This window comes from Streptomyces sp. NPDC049970, assembly GCF_040660235.1.
Classification (GTDB): domain Bacteria; phylum Actinomycetota; class Actinomycetes; order Streptomycetales; family Streptomycetaceae; genus Streptomyces.
In genome coordinates this window covers 41,507-60,935 of record NZ_JBFALP010000019.1, presented here as the reverse complement: position 1 = coordinate 60,935, position 19,429 = coordinate 41,507, and the positions used below count along the sequence as shown (strand labels likewise).

Below are 19,429 nucleotides of genomic sequence, written 5' to 3'. Positions count from 1 at the left end.
CGACGGGCGTATCGGGCCGGGCGGGAGGTTCGGAGCGTCAGATCGCCGCATTGCTCATCCGGCGACGGACGACGAAGGCCGCACCACCGAGGGCTGCCGCGGCGACGAGGCCACCGCCTACCTGCATCTCGACGGAGCTGGGGCCCATCGAGCCGCCGAGGCCGCCCTGCGCGCCCCGGGACGGGAGCACGGTGAAGCGGGCCGTGGCGACCGGGTCGTTCTGGTCACCGCGGTTGCCGCCGTTACCGCCGTTGCCGTTGCCGTTGCCGTTGCCACGGTCGTTGCCGTTGCCGCGGTCGTTGGGGTTGCCGCGGTCGTTGCCGTTGCCACCGTTCCCGCCGTCGCCTCCGTTCCCACCGTTGCCGCCGCCGAAGTTGTTCTCGCTCTCGTTGCACTTGACGGACAGGCTGTACTGGCCCGGGGTCGCGTCGTGACGGATGTGTGCCGTGGCGTATCCGACCCGGCCCGATGAGAGGTTCACCGTCGGGAACGCGTTCGACCACACCTTGCCGCCGGAACGGCCGCAACCCTCCGCGCTGACCTGCATCGTGGCGCCCTGGTGGACCGAGGACGGGTTGACGGTGACATTGGTCGGGAAGTTGCTCGGGTTGCTGCCCGGGCCGCCTCCGGCGGCGGCCAGCGGGGCAGCGAGTCCGACCGCCGCGAATGCGGTCGCGGTCACCGCGAGAGCGCGTGAAGCACGCATCTTTGAGCCTCCAGCGGGAAGCGCGCCCCGGAGTCCTGTCCTCCGGGAACTGTCGAAGAGAACGCATCCCATGACGAACCCTCACCAGAGACCGCGCGGGCCGCACTTCGGCGCTGCTCCACCCCGGTGAGCCGACACGCCGTGCACCGAGCACCAGATCTGACGGACTCGCAGGTCACGGACCGTCAGAACTTTTATCCGCTCATTACTCCGAAGAGAAGACGGCGGGGTCCCCTCCCGGTCGGCCGACACCCGTTCGCCCTTCTCTGATCGCCGCCGAGCGGCCTCCCGCCTAGCGTGGCGATGTCGCGACGAAGGGAGAACCATGGGCCGGGACCAGTGGGGCGGCGAGCGGATGAGACGCACACCTTGGGGAGCGATCGCCCTGGTGATGCTCACGGGGCTCGCACTGATGCGCAACGGTGTGGAGACCTCGCCCGGACCACCGCAGCCCGCCGCGGCGGCCTCGGTGGCCGGCCCGCGGGACACGTCGGCTTCCGCACCGGTCGGGGGTGAGCCGGTCCAGCCGCTCGCCTACGCGCCCGCCGAGCGTGTGCGGATCCCCTCCATCCAGGTCGACGCGCCCGTGGTGGACGTGAACCTGGACCCCGCCGGCTGGATCGAGGCTCCGCCCGCCCAGGACCCGAATCTGGCCGGCTGGTACCAGAACGGCATCGCCCCCGGCCAGCGCGGCACCTCGGTGATGGTCGGCCACGTGGACAACCTGGCCGGTCCGGCAGTCTTCTACGGGCTCGGTTCGCTCAGCAAGGGCCAGCACATCGAGGTGTCCCGCTACGACGGCCGGACCGCGGTGTTCGAGATCTACGGCGTCGAGGTGTTCTCGAAGAACGACTTCCCCGGGGCCCGGGTGTACGGCGACACCGGGCACGCCGAGCTGCGGGTCATCACCTGCGGCGGTGGCTACACCAGGACCGACGGGTACGACGGCAACGTGGTCGTCTTCGCCAGGCTCGTCGAGACGCGTTGAGCAGCGGCGGGAGGGGACCGCACACGCCCGCCACCGACCGCACCACCGCCGCCGGGCGTGCGGCACGTAAGCGGGCCCGAGGCCCGTACCGCCGCTCGCACCCCACCGCCGTAGGACGCTGCGACCGGCCGCAGCGTCCCCGCACCGGCGCGCCCGGGCGTGGTCAGGCCCGACGCGGGACCGTCGGCCGGTAGCCCCTCCTGATGAGCGCGGGCAGGTACCGCCGCAGGGCGGCCACACTCTGGGACCGGTTGCCGCCCGCGTCGTGCGAGAGGACCACGACGCCCGGCGCCGCGCCCTTCCTGACCCTGCGCACGATGGTGTCGGTGCCCGGCTCGGTCCAGTCCAGGGTGTCGACGGTCCAGGCCATGGGTTCCATGCCCATGGAGGCCCCGATCTCGAAGGAGTTGCGGTTCCAGGCGCCGTACGGGGCCCGGTACCAGAGCGGCGGGGCGCCGAGCGTCTTCTCGATCACCTCGCTGGTGGTGCCGAGTTCGTCGCGGATACCGGCCCTGGAGAGCTTCGGGATCAGCGGGTGCGACCACGAGTGGTTGCCGATCACGTGTCCGTCGTCCGCCATCCTCCGGAGCAGATCACGGTTGTCAGCCGCCATCTCGCCGCAGACGAAGAACATCGCCCGGACGTCGTACCTGCGCAGCGTGGCCAGGATGTCGGGGGTGTACCGCGGGTCGGGTCCGTCGTCGAAGCTGAGGACCATGGCGTCGTCCCCCAGCTCCGGCAGCTCCTCGAACGGCCGGGTGCGTACGGGCGGCGGGGCGGGCCGGAAGCGGGGCGGGGTGTCGGCGGTCATGGGCCGCAGCCGGTAGCCGCCGGCAGCCGCCCGGGCGCTCGCCGGGGGCCCTGCGGCCGGTGTCGGCACCGGCTCACCACCCGGGCGCACGGGCGTACCCGCCGGATCCGCTGCGATCATGTGCACCGCCGTGGCCGCCCCGAGCGCGAGGCCGAGGCGCAGGAGCGTGCGGCGGTCCGCTGGAATCTGATCATGCTTCATGACCAACTGCTCGCACGTACTTCCGCCCGCGTGGACCGGCGACACCGGGGACACGACGTATTGCACCCGATGGATGCAGTGCACACGCGGTGACCCTCGGTGGGCACCGAGCTCCGGTGGAGGCCGGCGGGGGTGCGCGAAGGAGGAGCGGCTAACCTCGTGGCCGTGACAGAGCAGCAGGAGCACCGGTTCGAACGCGGTACGGACGGCCCCAAGGTGATCGTCGCGGGCCTCGACGGTTCCGAGTCCTCGATGCGGGCCGCGGCGTACGCAGCGGGCCTGGCACGTCGGCAGAACGCGATGCTCGCCCTGGTCTACGTCCAGCCCGTGCTGTCGGCCGGCGCCGCCATGGGCGCGCCGGTCGCCGAAGCGACGGGTGAGGTGGCCGAGGGGCTGGTGAACGAGATCAGAACCGCGACGGAGCGGCTCAAGGACACCTGGAACGTCCGCTGGGAGTTCCACACGTTCCCGGGCGATCCGTACAACGGGCTCGTGACGGCGGCCGACGAACTGAAGGCGGACGCCGTCGTGGTGGGCGCCTCGGAGTCCGCCGGGCACCGCTTCGTCGGTTCGGTGGCGGTGCGCCTGGTGAAGGCGGGGCGCTGGCCGGTCACCGTGGTGCCGTAAGTCCCCGGCGGGCGCGGCGCCGAGGGCCGCCGCCCGGCCCCTGGGCGGGCCGCCCCGCTACTTCCCCTCGACGAGCCCGTCCTGGGCTGCGCCGCGGCTGAGGACCGCCCTGGCGATCCGGTCGTGGATCCCGGGGGGACGGCTGTCGCTCCCGCCCGGTGTGCCGTCCGGGCCGAGGACGACGATCCGGCCGGCCCGTGTGTCGAACCACTGCGGCAGGAACTCGGCCTTCCGCACGGCCCAGCGCTCCCCGGGGCGCGCCGGGGGCGCGAACGTGAAGCGGCCCATCGAGCTCGCCCCTGCGCGCGGGTCCTGGACGCCCTCGCGGTTGACCATGGGACCGGCGATCTGGTTGCCCGTGCCGTACACGATCCAGGTGCCGTTGACCTTCTCGTACGCCTGCGGGACATGGGGGCGGGTGCCGATGATCAGGTCGATGTCCGGCCGCTCGCCGGTTCGGGAGGCGGTCAGTTCACGGCCGAGTGCGATCTGTGCGTCGTCCGGGGCGTCCTGCCACTCGGTGCCCTGGTGCAGGGAGACGACCACGACGTCCGCGCCCGCCCCACGCGCCGCTCTGGCGTCCGCGACGATCCGGTCCTTGTCGATCAGGTCGACGGCCCACGGCTGGGCCGGCGGCAGCGGGATGCCGTTGGTGCCGTAGGTGTACGCGAGGTGGGCCACCTTCGCCGCGTTCTCGCCCTTGCCTGCCCTGAGCAGCGTGGGGCGGGACGCCTCCGCCGCCGAGCGGGCGGTACCGGCGTGGGCGATGCCCGCCTCGTCAAGGGCGTCGAGTGTCCGGCCGATGCCCGCCGCGCCGTCGTCGAGACTGTGGTCGGAGGCGGTGGAACAGGAGTCGAAGCCGGTGGCGCGCAGCGCCGTCGCCAGTTCGGGCGGTGACTTGAATGAGGGGGATCCCGTGTACGGTCCACCCTTCTGCCCGTACGGCGCCGCCATGTGACAGAGGGCCAGATCCGCGCCCGAGACGGCGCGGGCGGCGCCCTTGAGCATCGGACGGAAGTCGTATCCCCTCCCGCCCGCGTCCTCCGCGGCCCGGTCGATGATCGGGGAGTGCGGCAGGATCTCACCCGAGGCCAGCAGCGTGAAGGCTCGCTCGCCGTCCACTTCGGCACCGTTGCCCGCCCCGTGTGCACCCCGCTCGGCGGACAGGTGCCGGCCCGCGAACCCGGGGGACGACGAGGACTGGCCGTTGCAGGCCGTTGCGGTGGCGAGCAGGCCTGCGACAGCGATCGCCGTGCCCAGCCGGATGCTCTTCGTCATCAGCACGACTCCCGGTTCGGATGATTTCGGCCATCTGACTACATATATATCCATATCGATGAGTCAAGGAGAAAGGCCGTGAAGTACCTGAATCGGCCGTATCGACGCCGTGCGACCGTTCACCGCACCATTCGCCGCTCCGTGCGACCGCTCGGCGCACACCTCTGTGCTCCGCCTGTTCCCCCGCCCGCCGATGCGTTCGTATACGCCAGGCGGGAGCGAGGCGCCGGAGGCCTCTTCGGGAAGGGACGTTCACCATGACCACCGCGATCACAGCGACCACCGATGAACGGGCCCTCGCCCGGATGCAGCGGGAGCACGGGGCCGCGCTCCTGCACTTCCTGCTGGGCCTGACGTTCGGCGACCGGCAGCGGGCCGAGGACCTGATGCAGGAGACGCTCGTACGTGCCTGGCAGCACCCCGAGGCTTTCGACGCCCCCTACGACTCGATGCGGCCGTGGCTCTTCACCGTCGCGCGGCGCCTGGCCATCGACGCCCGGCGGTCCCGTCAGGCGCGGCCGCCGGAGGTCAGCGACGCGGTCCTGGAGACCGCCCCCACCCGGGACGACACCGCGGAGACGGCCGCACTCTCCCTCGACGTGCGCGAGGCGGTCAGGACGCTGAGCCCGGAACACCGCGCGGTGCTCGTGCAGATCTACTTCCGCGGGCTCAGCGTGGGAGAGACGGCACAGGCCCTCGGAATACCGGCGGGCACCGTCAAGTCCCGTTCCTACTACGCGTTGCGGCTGCTGTCGCGGAATCTGCCCGGCTACTCGAGCAGGTCCTCCGCATCGAGCAGGGCCAGCAGGGACACGGCCTCCGCCACCTCGACGTAGGAGGCCGCGCACGCCTGGCACCGCTGGAGGTGCCGGGCGACCGGACGGGTCTCGCCGTCGGGCAGCGCGTCGAGCACGTAGGCGCCCAGCAGGTGGCGTACGTGCGGGTCGTCGCACCGGTCGGCGGCCATCACACCTCGAATCTCGCGACGGATCCTGCCCTTCTGCCCACGCGGGGCACGCGCCTCCGGTTCAATGCCGCGTGCGGGGGGGCTGCCCCCGGGTCGACGAAAGAGGCGGTACGGGGACGCGTCCCGGACACCGCGAGGACACCGCCGGGGCCGCACGTGGGCCGTCCCCGGTCGTACACCCGCACCGAGGGCTCCAGGCGCCCGACGTCCCGTCAGTCATGAACCGTGCACGCCCGCACGGTACTTGGGCAGGCGCAGGGTGATCCTCATTCCGGCACCGACGCCCGTCTCGATGACGAGCCCGTAGTCGTCGCCGTACACCTGGCGCAGCCGCTGGTCCACGTTGAGCAGCCCCACACCGCTGGAGGTTCCGCCCTCGCCGCGCAGGATCTGTCTCAGGCGCTCCGGATCCATACCGGTTCCGTCGTCCTCGATGACCACCTCGGCCTCGGCGCCGGCGTCCAGCGCGCTGATCGTGATGCGGATCGGACCCTCCCCGCTCCGGCCGGGATCCTTGGCCCGGGGAAGGGTGACAGCGCCCTCGAGCCCGTGTTTGACGGCGTTCTCGACCAGGGGCTGGAGGCAGAGGAACGGCAGTGCGACGGGGAGTACCTCGGGGGCGACCTGGAGGGTGACGGACAGCCGTTCGCCGAAGCGGGCCCGGACCAGGGCGAGGTACTGGTCGATGGAGTGCAGTTCGTCGGCCAGGGTGGTGAAGTCGCCGTGCCTGCGGAACGAGTAGCGCGTGAAGTCGGCGAACTCCAGGAGTAGTTCGCGCGCCTGTTCCGGGTCGGTCCGGACGAACGAGGCGATGGCCGCCAGGGAGTTGAAGATGAAGTGCGGGGAGATCTGGGCCCGGAGGGCCTTGATCTCCGCCTCGATGAGCCGGGTGCGGGACCGGTCGAGTTCGGCGAGTTCGAGTTGTACGCAGACCCAGCGGGCGACCTCTCCCGCAGCTCTGGCCAGCACCGCCGATTCCCGGGGGGCATAGGCCACCAGAGTGCCGAGCACCCGGTGATCGACCGTCAGCGGGACGGCGACGGCCCAGCGCAGCGGGCAGTCGAGGTCGCCGCAGTCGCTGTGGAACGCGGTGTCCCGACCGCTGGCCAGAAGTCCCTCGACGTGGTGCATCACGTCCTTGCCGTGGTGTTCCCCCTCGCCGTCCCACACGAGCACCCGGTCGCGGTCGGTCAGGCAGAGGGCGTCCGTGCCGAGCAGCGAGCGCAGCCCTCGCGCGGACCGGCGCGCACTCTCCTCGGTGAGCCCCGCGCGCAGCGGGGGCGCGGCGAGGGAGGCGGTGTGGAGCGTCTCGAAGGTGGCGTGCTCGACGGGCGTGCCCACATCGCTGGTGCGTACGGGACGGGCCGTGCGGCCCAGCAGGAAGCCCGTGCCGAACAGCAGTAGGGCGAGCACCGCGATGACGGCGATCCCGGCCCCGGTCACCGCCCGCGCCCCGAGGTCAGTGCTTCCGGCAGGTGGAAGCGGGTCATGGCGGCGTTGGTGCCGGGCGGTATCCGCCCGGGGGTGGCGAGGGAGACGAGGACCATGGCGAGGAAGCCGACCGGTACGGACCAGACGGCCGGCCAGGCCAGCAGGGCGTGCGGCCAGCCCGGCGGGCTCACCGCGCCGCTGACGGTGACGGCCACGGAGAGCAGGGCCGAGCCGCCTCCGAGCAGCAGTCCCGCGGCGGCGCCGGGCGGGGTGAGGCGCCGCCACCAGATGCCGAGGACGAGCAGGGGGCAGAAGGAGGACGCGGAGACCGCGAAGGCCATCCCGACGGCGTCGGCCACGGGCACCCGGCCGACCACGAGCGACCCGGCGAGCGGCACCGCTACGGCCAGGACGGTGGCCAGCCTGAAGTGCCGTACGCCCCGGGAGGGCAGGACGTCCTGGGTGAGCACTCCGGCGACGGCCATGGTGAGCCCGGAGGCGGTGGAGAGGAACGCCGCGAACGCGCCGCCGGCGAGGAGCGCGCCCAGCAGATCACCGCCGAGGCCGCCGATCACCCGTGCGGGCAGCAGCAGCACGGCGGCGTCGGCGTCGCCACCGTGCATGAGTTCGGGCGCGTACAGCCGTCCGAGGGCTCCGTAGACCGGGGGCAGCAGGTAGAACAGGCCGACCAGCGCGAGCACGGCGACGGTGGTGCGGCGGGCGTCGCGTCCGTTGGGGCTCGTGTAGAAGCGGACGACGACGTGCGGCAGCCCCATCGTGCCGAGGAACGTCGCCACGATCAGCCCGTACGTCGCGTAGAGCGGGTGGTCGGCCCGGAAGACGGAGATCTGGTCGTCGAAGGTGACCCGGGGTCGCCCGTCGCCCTGCCAGGCCAGCACCAGGAAGATCGCGGGCACCAGCAGCGCGGTGAGCTTCAGCCAGTACTGGAACACCTGCACGAAGGTGATCGACCGCATGCCGCCGGCCGCGACCGCGATCACGACGACCGAGGCGACGAGTACGTCGCCGAGCCAGCCGGGCGCGCCCGTGAGGATCTTCAGGGTCAGACCGGCGCCCTGGAGCTGCGGCACGAGGTACATCCATCCGGCACCGACGACGAAGGCGCTGACCAGTCGGCGCACCTGCCGCGATTCGAGCCGTCCCTCCGCGAAGTCGGGCAGGGTGTACGCCCCCGATCGCCGCAGCGGCGCCGCCACGAACACCAGCAGCACCAGATACCCGGCGGTGTAACCGACCGGGTACCAGAGCATGTCGGGCCCGTGCACGAGGACCAGGCCGGCGATACCGAGGAAGGAGGCGGCGGAGAGGTACTCACCGCTGATCGCAGCGGCGTTGAGGCGCGGCCGTACGGTGCGCGACGCGACGTAGAAGTCGGAGGTCGTGCGGGAGATCCTCAGGCCGAATCCGCCGACGAGGACGGTGGCGAGGACGACGAGGGCGACGGCGGCCACCGCTGCCGGATGACCGGGTGCGCTCACGGTGCGGGGCGGCCTTCCACGAGTCTGGCGAAGTCGCGTTCGTTGCGCTCGGCCCTGCGGACGTACCACCAGCCGGCCAGGGTGAGCGGCGGATAGGTGGCGAAGCCGAGTACCGCCCAGACGACGGCGTTGCTGTGCAGGGCCTCGAAGACGAGAGGCAGGGTGCCCGCGACGAGGGCGAGCACGGCGAAGGCGGTGAGCCCGGCCCGGAGCTGGCTGCGCATGAGCGAACGCACGTAGGCGCCGCCGAGCGCGGTCTGTTCGTCGATCTCCGACTGGGCGCGGTAGCGGGGCAGCGGACGCACACGCCGGGGCTCGCCCGTGACCACTTCGCGCCGGGGCGTGCTCTCTGCGGACATGGGGCCGGAGTGTAGGCGGCGCCGGGGCCGGCTGGGAAGGGGCCTCGGCCGGGTAGGGCCAGGTCAGCGGCCGGTCTGCCGCATGAGGAGATCACGCAGGGCTCGGGTGTGACGGCGGCTGACCGCGAGTTCGGCGTCCCCGATCCGGACGCTCATGCTGCCCGCGTCCAGCCGGAGTTCGTCGATCCGGTTCAGTGCGACGAGGTGGCGGCGGTGGATGCGTACGAAGCCCCGGGAGCGCCAGCGTTCCTCCAGCGTGGTGAGGGGGATCCGGACGAGGTGGCTGCCGGCCGCGGTGTGCAGCCGGGCGTAGTCGCCCTGCGCCTCGGCGTACGCGATGTCGTCGACGGGCACGAAGCGGATCACCCCTCCGAGTTCGACGGCGACCTGGTCGGCGGCGGTGTCGTGGACGGTCGCCGCGCGCTCGCCGACCTGCTCGGCGACACGGCGTACGGCCTCGGCCAGGCGCTCGCGGCGGACGGGCTTGAGCACGTAGTCGACCGCCTTGAGGTCGAAGGCGTGCACGGCGAAGCCCTCGTGGGCCGTGACGAAGACGATCAGCGGGGGCGCGGCGAAGCCGGCCAGGAGCTGGGCGACGTCGAGACCGGTGAGCCCCGCCATGTGGATGTCCAGGAACACCACGTCGATCGCCGAGGGGTCCTCCGGTCCGGCGTCCACGGCACCGCCGATACGGCGCAGCGCCTCGGTGGCACCGGTGGCGCCCTCGGCGCTGCCGATGCGGGGGTCGGCGCGCAGAAGGTAGAGGAGCTCCTCCAGGGCGGGTTCTTCGTCGTCGACGGCGAGTACGCGCAGCATGAGGCCGGAGTTTAGGGGCTGTCCCGTCGTAGCTCTCGTCGTGCGCCCGGCGACGACTGTCCCGAGGCGCTGTGCGGGTGTGACGGCCTGAGTGATCCGGGGGTCCGTCGCGTACCTGGGGGCATGCGCGCCATCGAGTCCCACAGCGACGCCGGAGCCTACGCACTCGGGGTGCTCGGCGCTGCCGACGCGTCCCGTTTCGAGGAGCACCTCACCCGGTGTTCCGTGTGTGTGATCCAGGTGCGTGAGTTGGACGAGGTGGTCGACCGCCTGGTGGCGTACGCGCACCGCGTCCCGGCCGGGGCCGCCCCTGTGGCCGCGGTGCCGCGCGGGTCGTGGTGGCGGGAGCGCGCGGGCCGGTGGCGGTGACCGGGCCCGCTACTTGAGCAGGCGGGAGAGCCGCCGGTCGGCGAGGGGTTTCCCACCGGTCTGGCAGGTGGGGCAGTACTGCAGCGACGAGTCGGCGAACGACACCTCCAGCACGGTGTCGCCGCACACCGGACAGGGCAGCCCGGTGCGGCCGTGGACGCGCATGCTGCTCTTCTTCTCGGCCTTGAGCCGTCCCGCCGCGACGCCCCGGGAGCGTTCGACGGCCTCCTGGAGCGTGGTGCGCGTCGCGTCGTGGAGGCGGGTGATGTCGTCGTCGCCCAGGGAGGTGGTGAGTCTGAAGGGGGACATCTTCGCCACGTGCAGGATCTCGTCGCTGTAGGCGTTGCCGATGCCCGCGATCAGTGACTGGTCGCGCAGGGCTCCCTTGACCTGCCGGCGTTCGCCGTCGAGCAGCCTCGCGAACGCGTCGCGGTCGAAGGAGTCGGCGAGCGGGTCGGGGCCGAGCCGCGCGACCCCGGGGACGTCGGCAGGGTCGTGCACCAGATGGACGGCGAGGCGTTTGGTGGTGCCCATCTCCGTCAGGTCGAAGCCGTCGCCCCCGGTGAGCACCGTACGCAGGGCGAGCGGCCCCTTGCCTGGGCGTGGCGGGGTCGCGGGAAAGGCGTCCTTCCACTGCAGCCAGCCGGCCCGCGCGAGGTGGATCAGCAGGTGGAGCGGTCCCGCCGTGATGTCGAGGAACTTGCCGTGGCGGCCGACGGAGGTGACCGTGGCACCCTCCAGAGCGGTCAGCGGCGGGTCGTACGTCTTCAGGACACTGATCGCGAGCGGCAGTACGCGGGCGATCTCCTTGCCGACCAGATGGTCGCCGAGGAAGTCCCGCAGGGCTTCGACTTCCGGCAGTTCGGGCATGGGACCAGCCTGCCGCAGCAGCCGCGCTGATGCTCACCGGGACGTGCGGCCCGGGTCCCGGACGGCGGGCTCCCGCAGACCGTAGACGCGCCGGGCGGTGCCCGCGAAGACGGCCCGCCGCTCGCTCGGCCCGAGCGCGCCCGTCAGCTCGTGCGCCGCGTCGAGTACGTCGGCGTAATCAGCGGCCAGCCGGCACACCGGCCAGTCGGAGCCGAACATCAGCCGGTCGGGCCCGAAGGCGTCTATCACGGTGTCGGCGTAGGGGCGCAGGTCGGCGACGGTCCAGGAGCGGTGATCGGCCTCGGTGACGAGACCGGAGAGTTTGCAGACGGTGTTGGGCAGCGCCGCGAGGGCCCGCAGCCCGCCGGCCCAGGGGTGCGTCGTCCGCCGCGCCACCGGTGGCTTGCCCGCATGGTCGAGGACGAAGGTGAGTCCGGGTACGAGAGCGGCCGCGCGTGCGGCGGCGGGCAGTTGGTGCGGCAGTACGACGAGGTCGTAGGCGAGGCCCGCGGCGGCCACGGCCCGCAGCCCGCGGAGGACGTCGGGGCGCAGCAGCCACTCGGGATCGGGTTCGCCCTGGACCTGGTGGCGGATGCCGACGAGCCGGGAACCGCCGGGCAGGCCGCGGAGTGCGGCGAGAGCGTCGGCGACGTCCGGCGCCATGAGGTCGGCCCAGCCCACGACGCCCGCGACCAGGCCGCCGGGGGCGGCGAGGGCGAGGAGCTCGGGTGTCTCCTCGGCGACGGTGACGGTCTGGACGACGACGGTGGCCACGACTCCGGCGGCGCGGGCCTCGGGCTCGAGATGGGCCAGGGTGAAGGTGCGGCGGATGGGGGCGAGTTCCTCGCCGGTGATCCAGTCCTGGTCCCGTGCCGCGAGGTCCCACACGTGGTGGTGCGCGTCGACGACCGGCAGCGACGGCCCCACGTCAGAGCAGACCTTCGGAGCGCAGGTCGTCCCAGAGCTCGTCCGGGACGGGGGTGCGGAGCTGGGCGGCCGAGTCCCGCACCTCGTCCGGTGACCGGGCGCCGACGAGGACCCCCGCGACGGCCGGGTGGGCGAGCGGATAGTGCAGGGCCGCGGCGCGCAGCGGGACGCCGTGGGCCTCGGCGACGGCGCGGATGCGCAGGGCTCGGTGGAGGACGGGCGCGGGGGCGGCCTCGTAGTCGTAGGTGGCGCCGGGGCGCGGATCGGCGAGGAGGCCGGAGCTGAACACACCTCCGACGACCACGCCGCGCCCCCGGGCGAGTGCCTCGGGGAGCAGTTCGTCCAGGGCACTGTGGTCGAGGAGGGTGAATCGGCCGGCGCACAGGACGGCGTCGACGTCGGTCTCGCGCAGGAAGCGGGTGAGCATGGCGGTCTGGTTCATGCCCGCGCCGATGGCACCGACCAGTCCCTCGGCGCGCAGCTTCTCCAGGGCCGGATAGCCCTCCCGGAAGGCGGCTTCGCCGTGGTCGTCGGGGTCGTGGAGGTAGACGACGTCGATCCGGTCGAGGCCCAGGCGCCCGAGGCTGTCCTCGATGCTGCGGCGGACGCCGTCGGCGCTGAAGTCCCAGCGGCGGCCGTGCGTGTGCGGTACCGCGAAACCCTCGGACAGGCCCCGGTGGGCCGCCGTCTCGGCGGGGGTCAGCGGTTCGAGCAGTCTGCCGGCCTTCGTGGACACCGTGTACGCGTCGCGCGGCCGGGAGCGCAGTGCCTCGCCGAGGCGGTGTTCGGAGAGCCCGAGGCCGTAGTGCGGAGCGGTGTCGAAGTAGCGGATGCCCTCGTCCCAGGCCGCGTCGACCGCGGCGGCGGCCTGCCCGGGGTCGACCCGGGTGAAGAGGTTGCCGATGGCCGCTGCCCCGAAGGCCAGTTCGGTGATCTCGACCGCGCTGCGTCCGAGCCTGGTTCGCCGCATTCCCTGACCGCCCCCGCCGGTGACCCTGATGACCGCTTGTGGTCCGTACGGGACTATTCATCGGATCACTCGGACGCGTCAACAGCGTACGGGGACAAGCCTTCAGGCGGGTGCGGGCACCGTGGGCAGCAGAGCGTGCAGCTCACGCAGCTCCTCGTGGACGGCGGACGCCAGTCGGTCGAGGTCGGGCAGCGCCTTGCCGTCGGCGACGAGTCCGACCTGTACCCGCCCGGCGTACGTGGAGAGCGCGACGGCGAGCGACTGCCCGCGGGCCAGCGGTGCCATCGGGTAGACGGCCCGCAGAGGACATCCGCCGAGCGAGAGGGCCGAGCGTGGCAGGGGCACGCTGGTGACCAGGACGTCGAAGAGCATCCGGGCCGCGTTGCCGGCCAGCGGCGCCCCGAACCGGTGGGCCAGCGCGGGCAGCTGATCGGCGAGGACGGCGACGGCGCCGGCGCCGCGCAGCGGCCCGGCCGCCTTGTTGCGGTTCATGCCCGTACGCACGAGGCGCAGGCGCTCACGGGCGTCGGGTTCGCCGACGGGAAGCCCCAGAAGGTAGGCCGAGAGCCTGTTGCCGGTCGCCGCGCCACCGGGGCGGCGGCGGGAGACGGGCACCAGGGCACGAGGATCGGCGCCGGGGAGGGCCTCGCCCCGCTCCAGCATCCAGCGGCGCAGCGCACCGGCGACCACGGCGAGCAGGACGTCGTTGGACGTGCCGCCCTCGGTCCGGCGGACGCGCTGCACCGTGTCGGCGTCGAGCTCCGCGGTGGCCAGGCGGCGTGTCCCGCTGGAACGCGCCGTGAGAGCGGTCGAGCCACGGAGGTCGAGACGGCTGGCCCGTACGACGGAGGCGCCGACCCCCAGCGCCCGGCCGACGTCGCCGAGCCGGTCCAGCGCCATACCCGCCGCCTGGTACGGGCCGGGCAGCCAGGAGCGCGGCGGCACGGGTGTCCGGCGGCGCACCGCACCGGGGGCGGCCCCGGCGGAGGCGATCTGGTCGAAGATCCCGGCCCCGATGGCGACGGCGCGCATCCCGTCGGCGAGGGCGTGGTGGAGCTTGACGAGTACGGCGAACGGGCCGTCGCCGGCACTGTCCAGGAGGTACATCTGCCAGGGCGGCAGGCCCCGTTCCAGTGGCTGCTCCATGAGTTCACCGGCGAGCCGCGTCGCCTGCGCCATGAAGTCGCCCCCGGTGAGCAGGATCCTCTTGACGTGCCGGTGCACGTCGAAGTCCTTGTCGGTGAACCATGCGGCGCCCCCCACGGGAAGCAGGACGTCGCGCACGCGCATCCGCAGCCGCGGCATGGCCGCGGCGCGGGCTCCGAGCAGTTCGAGCAGCTCCCGCGGGCCGGCGCCGGGGGCGGGGTCGAAGACGGCCAGCGCACCCAGGTGCATCGGGTGGGCATCGGTTTCGAGGTGCCAGAAAGCCAGATCAAGCGGTGCCAGGAGCTCGGTACTCAACGGGGCCTCGCGTCGTCGACGGCGGAACGGCGGGATCGCAGTCAATCCCTCGTGTTCGGTAACGGTCAAGCATGACCGTGTTACGTACTGTTACAGTCTCGCGGCGGTCGGAGAACGGCGCTACCGGGGCTCCGGGATGAGGAACTCGCACCAAACGCACTTGCCGTTGCCGCGGGACTCCACACCCCACACATCGGCCAGCCGGTCGACGAGCATGAGGCCCCGGCCCGAGACCCCGGACTCCCCCGCCTCCCTGCGGCGCGGCAGCGCGCTGGAGCGGTCCTCGACGTCGACGCGGAGGCGCCGCTCGGGCCCGGTGAGCACGCGGATGGTGACGATGGCGCCGCCGTCGGTGTGCATCAGGGCGTTGGTGATCAGCTCGTCGGCCGCGAGTTCGACCTCGTCCGCCCGCTCCTTGGCCCCCCACGCACGCACGGCCGCCCTGATCATGTGACGGCAGGAGGTGAGCGCCTCGGGGTCGTTCTGCGCGACGTGCTGCTGGAGCCGCCCGCCGGGATGAGGGGCGTGGGCGGCGTTGCGGCGCAGGAGGAGCACCGCCATGTCGTCCTCGCCGCCGCGTTCGTCGACGACCTCGCAGAGCCGGTCGGCGAGCCTCTCGAGGTCCTCCGGCCCGTCGCGCACCGTCGAGGCGAGCAGTTCCATGCCTTCGTCGAGGTCGGTTCCCGGCAGTTCCACCATTCCGTCGGTGTAGAGGATCAACGTCTGGCCGGGGTCCAGGTCGACGGTGCTGACCGGGTACTCGAGCCGGCCGAACTCCGCCGAGAGTCCCAGCGGGAGCCCTCCGTCGACGGGGAGTTTGCGGCAGCTTCCGTCCACGTCCCGCAGGGCGGGATCGACGTGGCCCGCCCGGACGAGCTGCACCACCCCCGTGGTCAGGTCGGCCTCGGCGTAGGTGCAGGTCGCGAAGCGGTCGGTGTCCAGCTCGTGGAGGAAGACGGAGGCCCTCGCCATGACCGTGGCGGGGCTGTGGCCCTCGGCGGCGTAGGCACGCAGCACGATCCGGAGCTGGCCCATGACGGCCGCGGCGTGCGTGTCGTGACCCTGCACGTCGCCGATGACGGCGCCGACCTTGCCGCCGGGCAGCGCGATGATGTCGTACCAGTCACCGCCGATGTCCCGCCCCATGCGCGCGGAGCGGTAGCGGACGGCGGCCTGCGCACCCGGTACCTCGGGGATCCGGCGCGGCAGCATCGCCTGCTGGAGCCCCTCGGCGAGGTCGTGCTCCTGTTCGTAGAGCATGGCCCGCTGGAGGCTCTGGGCGATGGAGCTGCCGAGGGCCACGAGGAGGTTCCGCTCGTCCGCGGTGAACCCGGCCTTGTCGCGGTAGAGGAGTCCGAGTGCGCCTATGGGGCGGGCCTGTGCGATCAGCGGCATGTAGGCGGCGGCCGTGATGCCGAGGTGGCTGATGTGCGGCCAGAGGATGGGGTACGAGGTGGCGAAGTCCTCGGCGGTCTCGATGAAGCGGGGGGTGAGCGTGCGGATCACCTCGCTCATCGGGTACGGCTCGTCCACCCGGGTGTACCGGGTGCCCTGCACGAACGCCCCCTCGGGGCCGTCGGCCACGAGGTGGATCCGCCCTGACTCCAGCAGCCCCATGACGAGGCTGGTGGCTCCGAGGTTGGCCAGGCCCCGGGAGCTCTTCAGCACCTCGGTCACGTCCTTGACCGTCCGCGCGTGGGCCAGGGCGGCCGTGGTGCCCTCGACGAGGCTGGTGCGGCGCCGCCGTTCCTCGTCGACGGTCCGGCGGGCGGTGGACTCGGCGAGCTCCTGGGTGGCGTCGCGGACGATCCCGATGATGCGGCGGGGCCGGCCGGTGCCGTCGCGGCGGATGAATCCCTGGGTGTGGGTCCAGCGGAGAGTGCCGTCGGGTCGCGTCCTGCGGAAGTACGCGCCGTAGTTGCTGCGTCCGCTCTTGAGTGCCTGCGAGACCATGCCGTCGAGCCGGATCGCCTCGTCCGTGGGGACGCGCCGCGCGAGTGTCTCGGGGCGGCCGTCGTACTCGTCGGGTCGCAGGTCGAACACGCCGAGCGCGGGCTCGTCCATGTGCATGAGGCCGCTGTCCAGATCCCAGTCGAAGCTGCCCATTCGGTTCAGGGCGAGGCTGAGGTCCGGGTGGGCGGGCCAGTCGTCCGGGAGTGACGGGGCACCCGCTACCCGATCATCCATGTGCGCCACTCTGCCATCATTTGTCCGATTCTTCGACCGAACAGCACCTTGAACGCGTTCAAGGGAACCCCTATGGTCGGTACCGATAGAACTGAACGCGTTCAATTCAGTTCCGCAGGCCATGAGGCGGGGGTGGGCGCCGTGTCCGTGCTGGTTGATCTGATCGTGATGCTGGGCATGCTGGTGATCGTGCCGACGGGCCTCCGACTCGTCGGGGACCCTGCGCTCGACCGGATACGACGGATGTGGCCCGTGTTCGCGGCCCCGGGCGCCCTGGCCCTGTGGCTGCCGCGCGGCACCGCCGCCGGCCTGCTCGCCCTCTGCTACGCGCTGGGGACGCTGCTGCTCGCGGGCCACGCACCCCGGCGCCTGGCCCGGACCCGGAGCACGCACCCCGTGGAGGCGGCCCTGCTGACGGCGCTGGTCACCCCGTCGGTCGCGGCGCTCGCCCTGGTCGCCGAGCGCACGGGCCACGAACTGTTCGGATTCGGGCTCGGCGTTCTCGCGCTGACGGTGCCGCACTTCCACTTCGCCGGTTTCGCCGCCGCCCTGGTCGCAGGTCTCGTCTGCCGTGCCGAGGACGGTCCGGCGGGCCGCTTCGCCGCCCTGAGCGTGCCGTCCGGAACCGTGCTCGTCCTCGTCGGCTACTTCACCGGGGACTGGACCGAGCTGGGCGGGGCCCTCGTCCTCACCGCCGGGATGTGGACCGTCGCGCTCCTGTCCTGGCGCACCTCTCGTGCCCCAGGACGCGACCGCACCACCCGCGCCCTGCTCGCCGTCTCGGCGACGGTGCTGGTCGTCACCATGGTGCTCGCGCTGAGCTGGGCGCTCGGCGAGGCCACCGGACTGCCCCACCCCACACTGACCTGGATGGCCGCGACGCACGGACTGGGCAACGCACTGGGCTTCGCGCTCTGCGCCCTGCTCGCCCGCCGCCGGCTCCAGGACCTCACCCACCAGGAAGGCAGGAGCGCATGAGCACGCTGACGTACCCGGAGGTCGGAGCCACCCGGCTCGGGCCGCTCCCGGACGGCTACGACCACCTGCGCCACCGGGCCGCGGTCGGCCGTGGCCGGACCGACTTCGAGGCCGCCGGCGCCGCCGTCACCGAGTGGCGCATGCACCGCGCCGCGGGCGCACGCGTGAACGCCTCGGCCGAGCGGGCGGCGGCCGGAGTCGCCGTCGAGGTGTCGGCGGGCCTCGGACGGCTCCGCGTCGAGGCGCCGTGCGAGGTCGTCTGGACGGCGTACGAGAGGGACCGCACCGGGTTCGCGTACGGCACGCGGGCCGGGCATCCGGAGTGCGGCGAGGAGAGCTTCGTGGTGGAGCTGGCGGAGGACGGGACGGTCTGGTTCTCGGTGGTGGCGTTCTCGCGGCCCGCCTCCTGGTACGCACGGCTCGCGGGCCCCCTCGTACCACTCGCCCAGCGGTGGTACGCGCGCCGGCTCGGAAACGTGCTGCGCCGCACCGTGTCGGCCGCCTGACGGGGGCGGCACGCGCCGGATACTGGAGGCGATGGACTGGTTCACCGCAGACGGCTACGGGCTGAGCAGGCTGATCTTCCAGCGCTCGCTCGCCGCCGTGTACCTGGTCGCTTTCGTCGCGTCGGCGCTCCAGTTCCGGGCGCTGATCGGCTCCCGAGGGATGCTGCCCGTGCCCGAACTGCTGCGGGGGACGTCGTGGCGCACGGGTCCCGGGCTGTTCCGGCTGCACTACTCGGACCGCTTCTTCGCGCTGGTCGCCTGGACGGGGGCCGCGGTGTCGATCGCGCTCCTGGCCGGACTGGACGGCTACGTCCCGCTGGGTGCGGCGATGGCCCTGTGGGCGGTTCCCTGGGCGCTCTACCTGTCGATCGTCCAGGTCGGCCAGGTCTGGTACGGCTTCGGCTGGGAGTCGCTCCTCCTGGAGACGGGCTTCCTCGCCGTGTTCCTCGGCAACGCGGACACGGCACCCCCCGTGCTGGTGCTGTGGCTGCTGCGCTGGCTGCTCTTCCGCCTGGAGTTCGGCGCCGGCCTCATCAAGATCCGGGGGGACGAGTGCTGGCGGCGGCTGACCTGTCTGGATTTCCACCACGAGACGCAGCCGATGCCCGGCCCGCTGAGCTGGTTCTTCCACCGGCTGCCGGAACCGGTCCACCGGGTGGAGGCCGCCGCCAACCACGTCACCCAGCTCGCGGTGCCCTTCCTGCTGTTCACCCCGCAGCCCGTGGCGAGCGTCGCGGCGGGCCTGATGGTGGTCACCCAGCTCTGGCTGGTGCTCTCGGGGAACTTCGCCTGGCTCAACTGGCTGACCATCGCGCTCGCCCTCTCCGCGGTGGACTGGTCCCCGATCGCGGGCTCCGCGCCCGCGCGGCCCGCGCCACCCCTCTGGTACGAGGTGGTGGTCGTGGCGGTGACCGTACTGGTGCTGGCGCTCAGCTGCCGTCCGGCGCGCAACCTCGTCTCCCGCCGGCAGGTGATGAACCGGTCCTTCGACCCGCTGCACCTGGTCAACACCTACGGAGCGTTCGGGAGCATCAGCAGGATGCGACTCGAGGTGGTGGTCGAGGGGACCGGCGATCCGGTGATCCACGAGGGGACCCGCTGGCTCGAGTACGGCTTCCGGGGGAAACCCGGCGACCCGCGCCGGCTGCCCCGCCAGTTCGCCCCGTACCACCTGCGGCTCGACTGGATGATGTGGTTCGCGGCGCTCTCCCCCGCCTACGCGCGCTCCTGGTTCGGGCCGTTCACCGAACGCCTGCTGCGGGGCGACCCGGACACCCTGCGGCTGCTGGGCCACAACCCGTTCCCCGGCGCTCCGCCCACCTACGTCCGGGCCAGGGTCTTCCAATACCGCTACACGGATCCGCGGGAGCTCAGGGACACCGGGCAGTGGTGGCACCGGACGTACGTACGCGAGTTCATGCGGCCGGTGGCCCGGCCGGTCCCGCTCGGACCGGACGGCGGGAGCTGACAGGGCTCCG

Annotated in this window: 20 protein-coding genes; 7 read left to right on the top strand and 13 right to left on the bottom strand. The window is 72.6% G+C overall.

The features are described 5' to 3' along the window. Positions 1 to 37: 37 nt before the first annotated feature. Positions 38 to 706: a hypothetical protein gene (locus tag AB0I83_RS26485; protein ID WP_363306389.1), complete on the bottom strand. Its 669-nt coding sequence runs from the start codon at positions 704 to 706 to the stop codon at positions 38 to 40. 325 nt (positions 707 to 1,031) lie between these two features. On the opposite strand from AB0I83_RS26485, the gene AB0I83_RS26480 reads away from it, so the two are divergent. Next, the gene (locus AB0I83_RS26480; RefSeq protein WP_363306388.1) at positions 1,032 to 1,694 is read left to right on the top strand and encodes a class F sortase; all 663 of its coding nucleotides are present in this window, start codon (positions 1,032 to 1,034) and stop codon (positions 1,692 to 1,694) included. Between the two features lie 163 nt (positions 1,695 to 1,857). On the opposite strand, the gene AB0I83_RS26475 is transcribed toward AB0I83_RS26480, so the two are convergent. After that, entirely contained in the window at positions 1,858 to 2,706 is an 849-nt protein-coding gene (locus AB0I83_RS26475; RefSeq protein WP_356529545.1) for a polysaccharide deacetylase family protein, read from the bottom strand. 165 nt (positions 2,707 to 2,871) lie between these two features. On the opposite strand from AB0I83_RS26475, the gene AB0I83_RS26470 reads away from it, so the two are divergent. Beyond that, positions 2,872 to 3,333, top strand: a complete 462-nt coding sequence (locus AB0I83_RS26470) for a universal stress protein (RefSeq protein WP_356839470.1) — start codon at positions 2,872 to 2,874, stop codon at positions 3,331 to 3,333. A gap of 57 nt (positions 3,334 to 3,390) precedes the next feature. On the opposite strand, the gene AB0I83_RS26465 is transcribed toward AB0I83_RS26470, so the two are convergent. Further along, positions 3,391 to 4,611 (bottom strand): CapA family protein, encoded by a 1,221-nt coding sequence (locus AB0I83_RS26465; protein ID WP_363306387.1) that lies wholly within the window; start codon positions 4,609 to 4,611, stop codon positions 3,391 to 3,393. Positions 4,612 to 4,868: 257 nt separating this feature from the next. On the opposite strand from AB0I83_RS26465, the gene AB0I83_RS26460 reads away from it, so the two are divergent. Next, on the top strand, positions 4,869 to 5,447 hold the full coding sequence (locus tag AB0I83_RS26460; protein ID WP_356529540.1) for a sigma-70 family RNA polymerase sigma factor: 579 nt from the start codon (positions 4,869 to 4,871) through the stop codon (positions 5,445 to 5,447). Here AB0I83_RS26460 and AB0I83_RS26455 read toward each other — a convergent pair. From AB0I83_RS26455 to AB0I83_RS26435, 5 genes are all read right to left on the bottom strand, one after another. Beyond that, entirely contained in the window at positions 5,381 to 5,578 is a 198-nt protein-coding gene (locus AB0I83_RS26455; protein ID WP_356529538.1) for a zf-HC2 domain-containing protein, read from the bottom strand. The genes AB0I83_RS26460 and AB0I83_RS26455 overlap by 67 nt on opposite strands. Positions 5,579 to 5,794: 216 nt before the next feature. Then, positions 5,795 to 7,021, bottom strand: a complete 1,227-nt coding sequence (locus AB0I83_RS26450) for a histidine kinase (protein ID WP_363306386.1) — start codon at positions 7,019 to 7,021, stop codon at positions 5,795 to 5,797. Beyond that, positions 7,018 to 8,508 carry a cation acetate symporter gene (locus AB0I83_RS26445; protein ID WP_363306385.1) on the bottom strand — a complete coding sequence of 497 codons (1,491 nt, stop codon included), beginning with the start codon at positions 8,506 to 8,508 and terminating at the stop codon, positions 7,018 to 7,020. The genes AB0I83_RS26450 and AB0I83_RS26445 overlap by 4 nt, the downstream gene beginning before the upstream one ends. Then, positions 8,505 to 8,867: a hypothetical protein gene (locus AB0I83_RS26440; protein ID WP_356529532.1), complete on the bottom strand. Its 363-nt coding sequence runs from the start codon at positions 8,865 to 8,867 to the stop codon at positions 8,505 to 8,507. Before AB0I83_RS26440 ends, AB0I83_RS26445 begins: the two co-directional genes overlap by 4 nt. 63 nt (positions 8,868 to 8,930) lie before the next feature. Beyond that, a complete protein-coding gene (locus AB0I83_RS26435) occupies positions 8,931 to 9,683 on the bottom strand; it encodes a LytTR family DNA-binding domain-containing protein (protein ID WP_363306384.1) in 753 nt (250 codons plus the stop codon). Positions 9,684 to 9,806: 123 nt separating this feature from the next. Between AB0I83_RS26435 and AB0I83_RS26430 the strand changes: the two genes are divergently transcribed. Continuing rightward, positions 9,807 to 10,052, top strand: coding sequence for a zf-HC2 domain-containing protein (locus AB0I83_RS26430; RefSeq protein ID WP_356839475.1), 246 nt, complete (start codon positions 9,807 to 9,809; stop codon positions 10,050 to 10,052). 9 nt (positions 10,053 to 10,061) lie between these two features. Here AB0I83_RS26430 and AB0I83_RS26425 read toward each other — a convergent pair whose 3' ends face one another. The 5 genes from AB0I83_RS26425 to AB0I83_RS26405 all read right to left on the bottom strand — a co-directional run bounded on the left by AB0I83_RS26425 (position 10,062) and on the right by AB0I83_RS26405 (position 16,467). After that, positions 10,062 to 10,922, bottom strand: coding sequence for a DNA-formamidopyrimidine glycosylase family protein (locus AB0I83_RS26425; protein ID WP_363306382.1), 861 nt, complete (start codon positions 10,920 to 10,922; stop codon positions 10,062 to 10,064). A gap of 33 nt (positions 10,923 to 10,955) precedes the next feature. Then, positions 10,956 to 11,849, bottom strand: a complete 894-nt coding sequence (locus tag AB0I83_RS26420; RefSeq protein WP_363306381.1) for an amidohydrolase family protein — start codon at positions 11,847 to 11,849, stop codon at positions 10,956 to 10,958. A gap of 1 nt (position 11,850) precedes the next feature. After that, positions 11,851 to 12,819: an aldo/keto reductase gene (locus AB0I83_RS26415; protein WP_363306380.1), complete on the bottom strand. Its 969-nt coding sequence runs from the start codon at positions 12,817 to 12,819 to the stop codon at positions 11,851 to 11,853. A 102-nt stretch (positions 12,820 to 12,921) separates the two neighbouring features. Continuing rightward, positions 12,922 to 14,280, bottom strand: a complete 1,359-nt coding sequence (locus AB0I83_RS26410) for a wax ester/triacylglycerol synthase family O-acyltransferase (protein ID WP_363306379.1) — start codon at positions 14,278 to 14,280, stop codon at positions 12,922 to 12,924. 120 nt (positions 14,281 to 14,400) lie between these two features. Next, on the bottom strand, positions 14,401 to 16,467 hold the full coding sequence (locus tag AB0I83_RS26405; RefSeq protein WP_356529518.1) for a SpoIIE family protein phosphatase: 2,067 nt from the start codon (positions 16,465 to 16,467) through the stop codon (positions 14,401 to 14,403). A gap of 141 nt (positions 16,468 to 16,608) precedes the next feature. On the opposite strand from AB0I83_RS26405, the gene AB0I83_RS26400 reads away from it, so the two are divergent. Genes AB0I83_RS26400 through AB0I83_RS26390 form a run of 3 tightly spaced genes read left to right on the top strand, consistent with a single transcriptional unit; the run spans position 16,609 to position 19,419 of the window. Continuing rightward, a complete protein-coding gene (locus AB0I83_RS26400) occupies positions 16,609 to 17,445 on the top strand; it encodes a YndJ family protein (protein WP_363306378.1) in 837 nt (278 codons plus the stop codon). Further along, the gene (locus AB0I83_RS26395; RefSeq protein ID WP_356839484.1) at positions 17,442 to 17,951 is read left to right on the top strand and encodes a DUF1990 domain-containing protein; all 510 of its coding nucleotides are present in this window, start codon (positions 17,442 to 17,444) and stop codon (positions 17,949 to 17,951) included. The genes AB0I83_RS26400 and AB0I83_RS26395 overlap by 4 nt, the downstream gene beginning before the upstream one ends. Positions 17,952 to 17,982: 31 nt before the next feature. Further along, a complete protein-coding gene (locus AB0I83_RS26390; RefSeq protein ID WP_363306377.1) occupies positions 17,983 to 19,419 on the top strand; it encodes a lipase maturation factor family protein in 1,437 nt (478 codons plus the stop codon). The last annotated feature ends 10 nt before the right edge of the window (positions 19,420 to 19,429 follow it).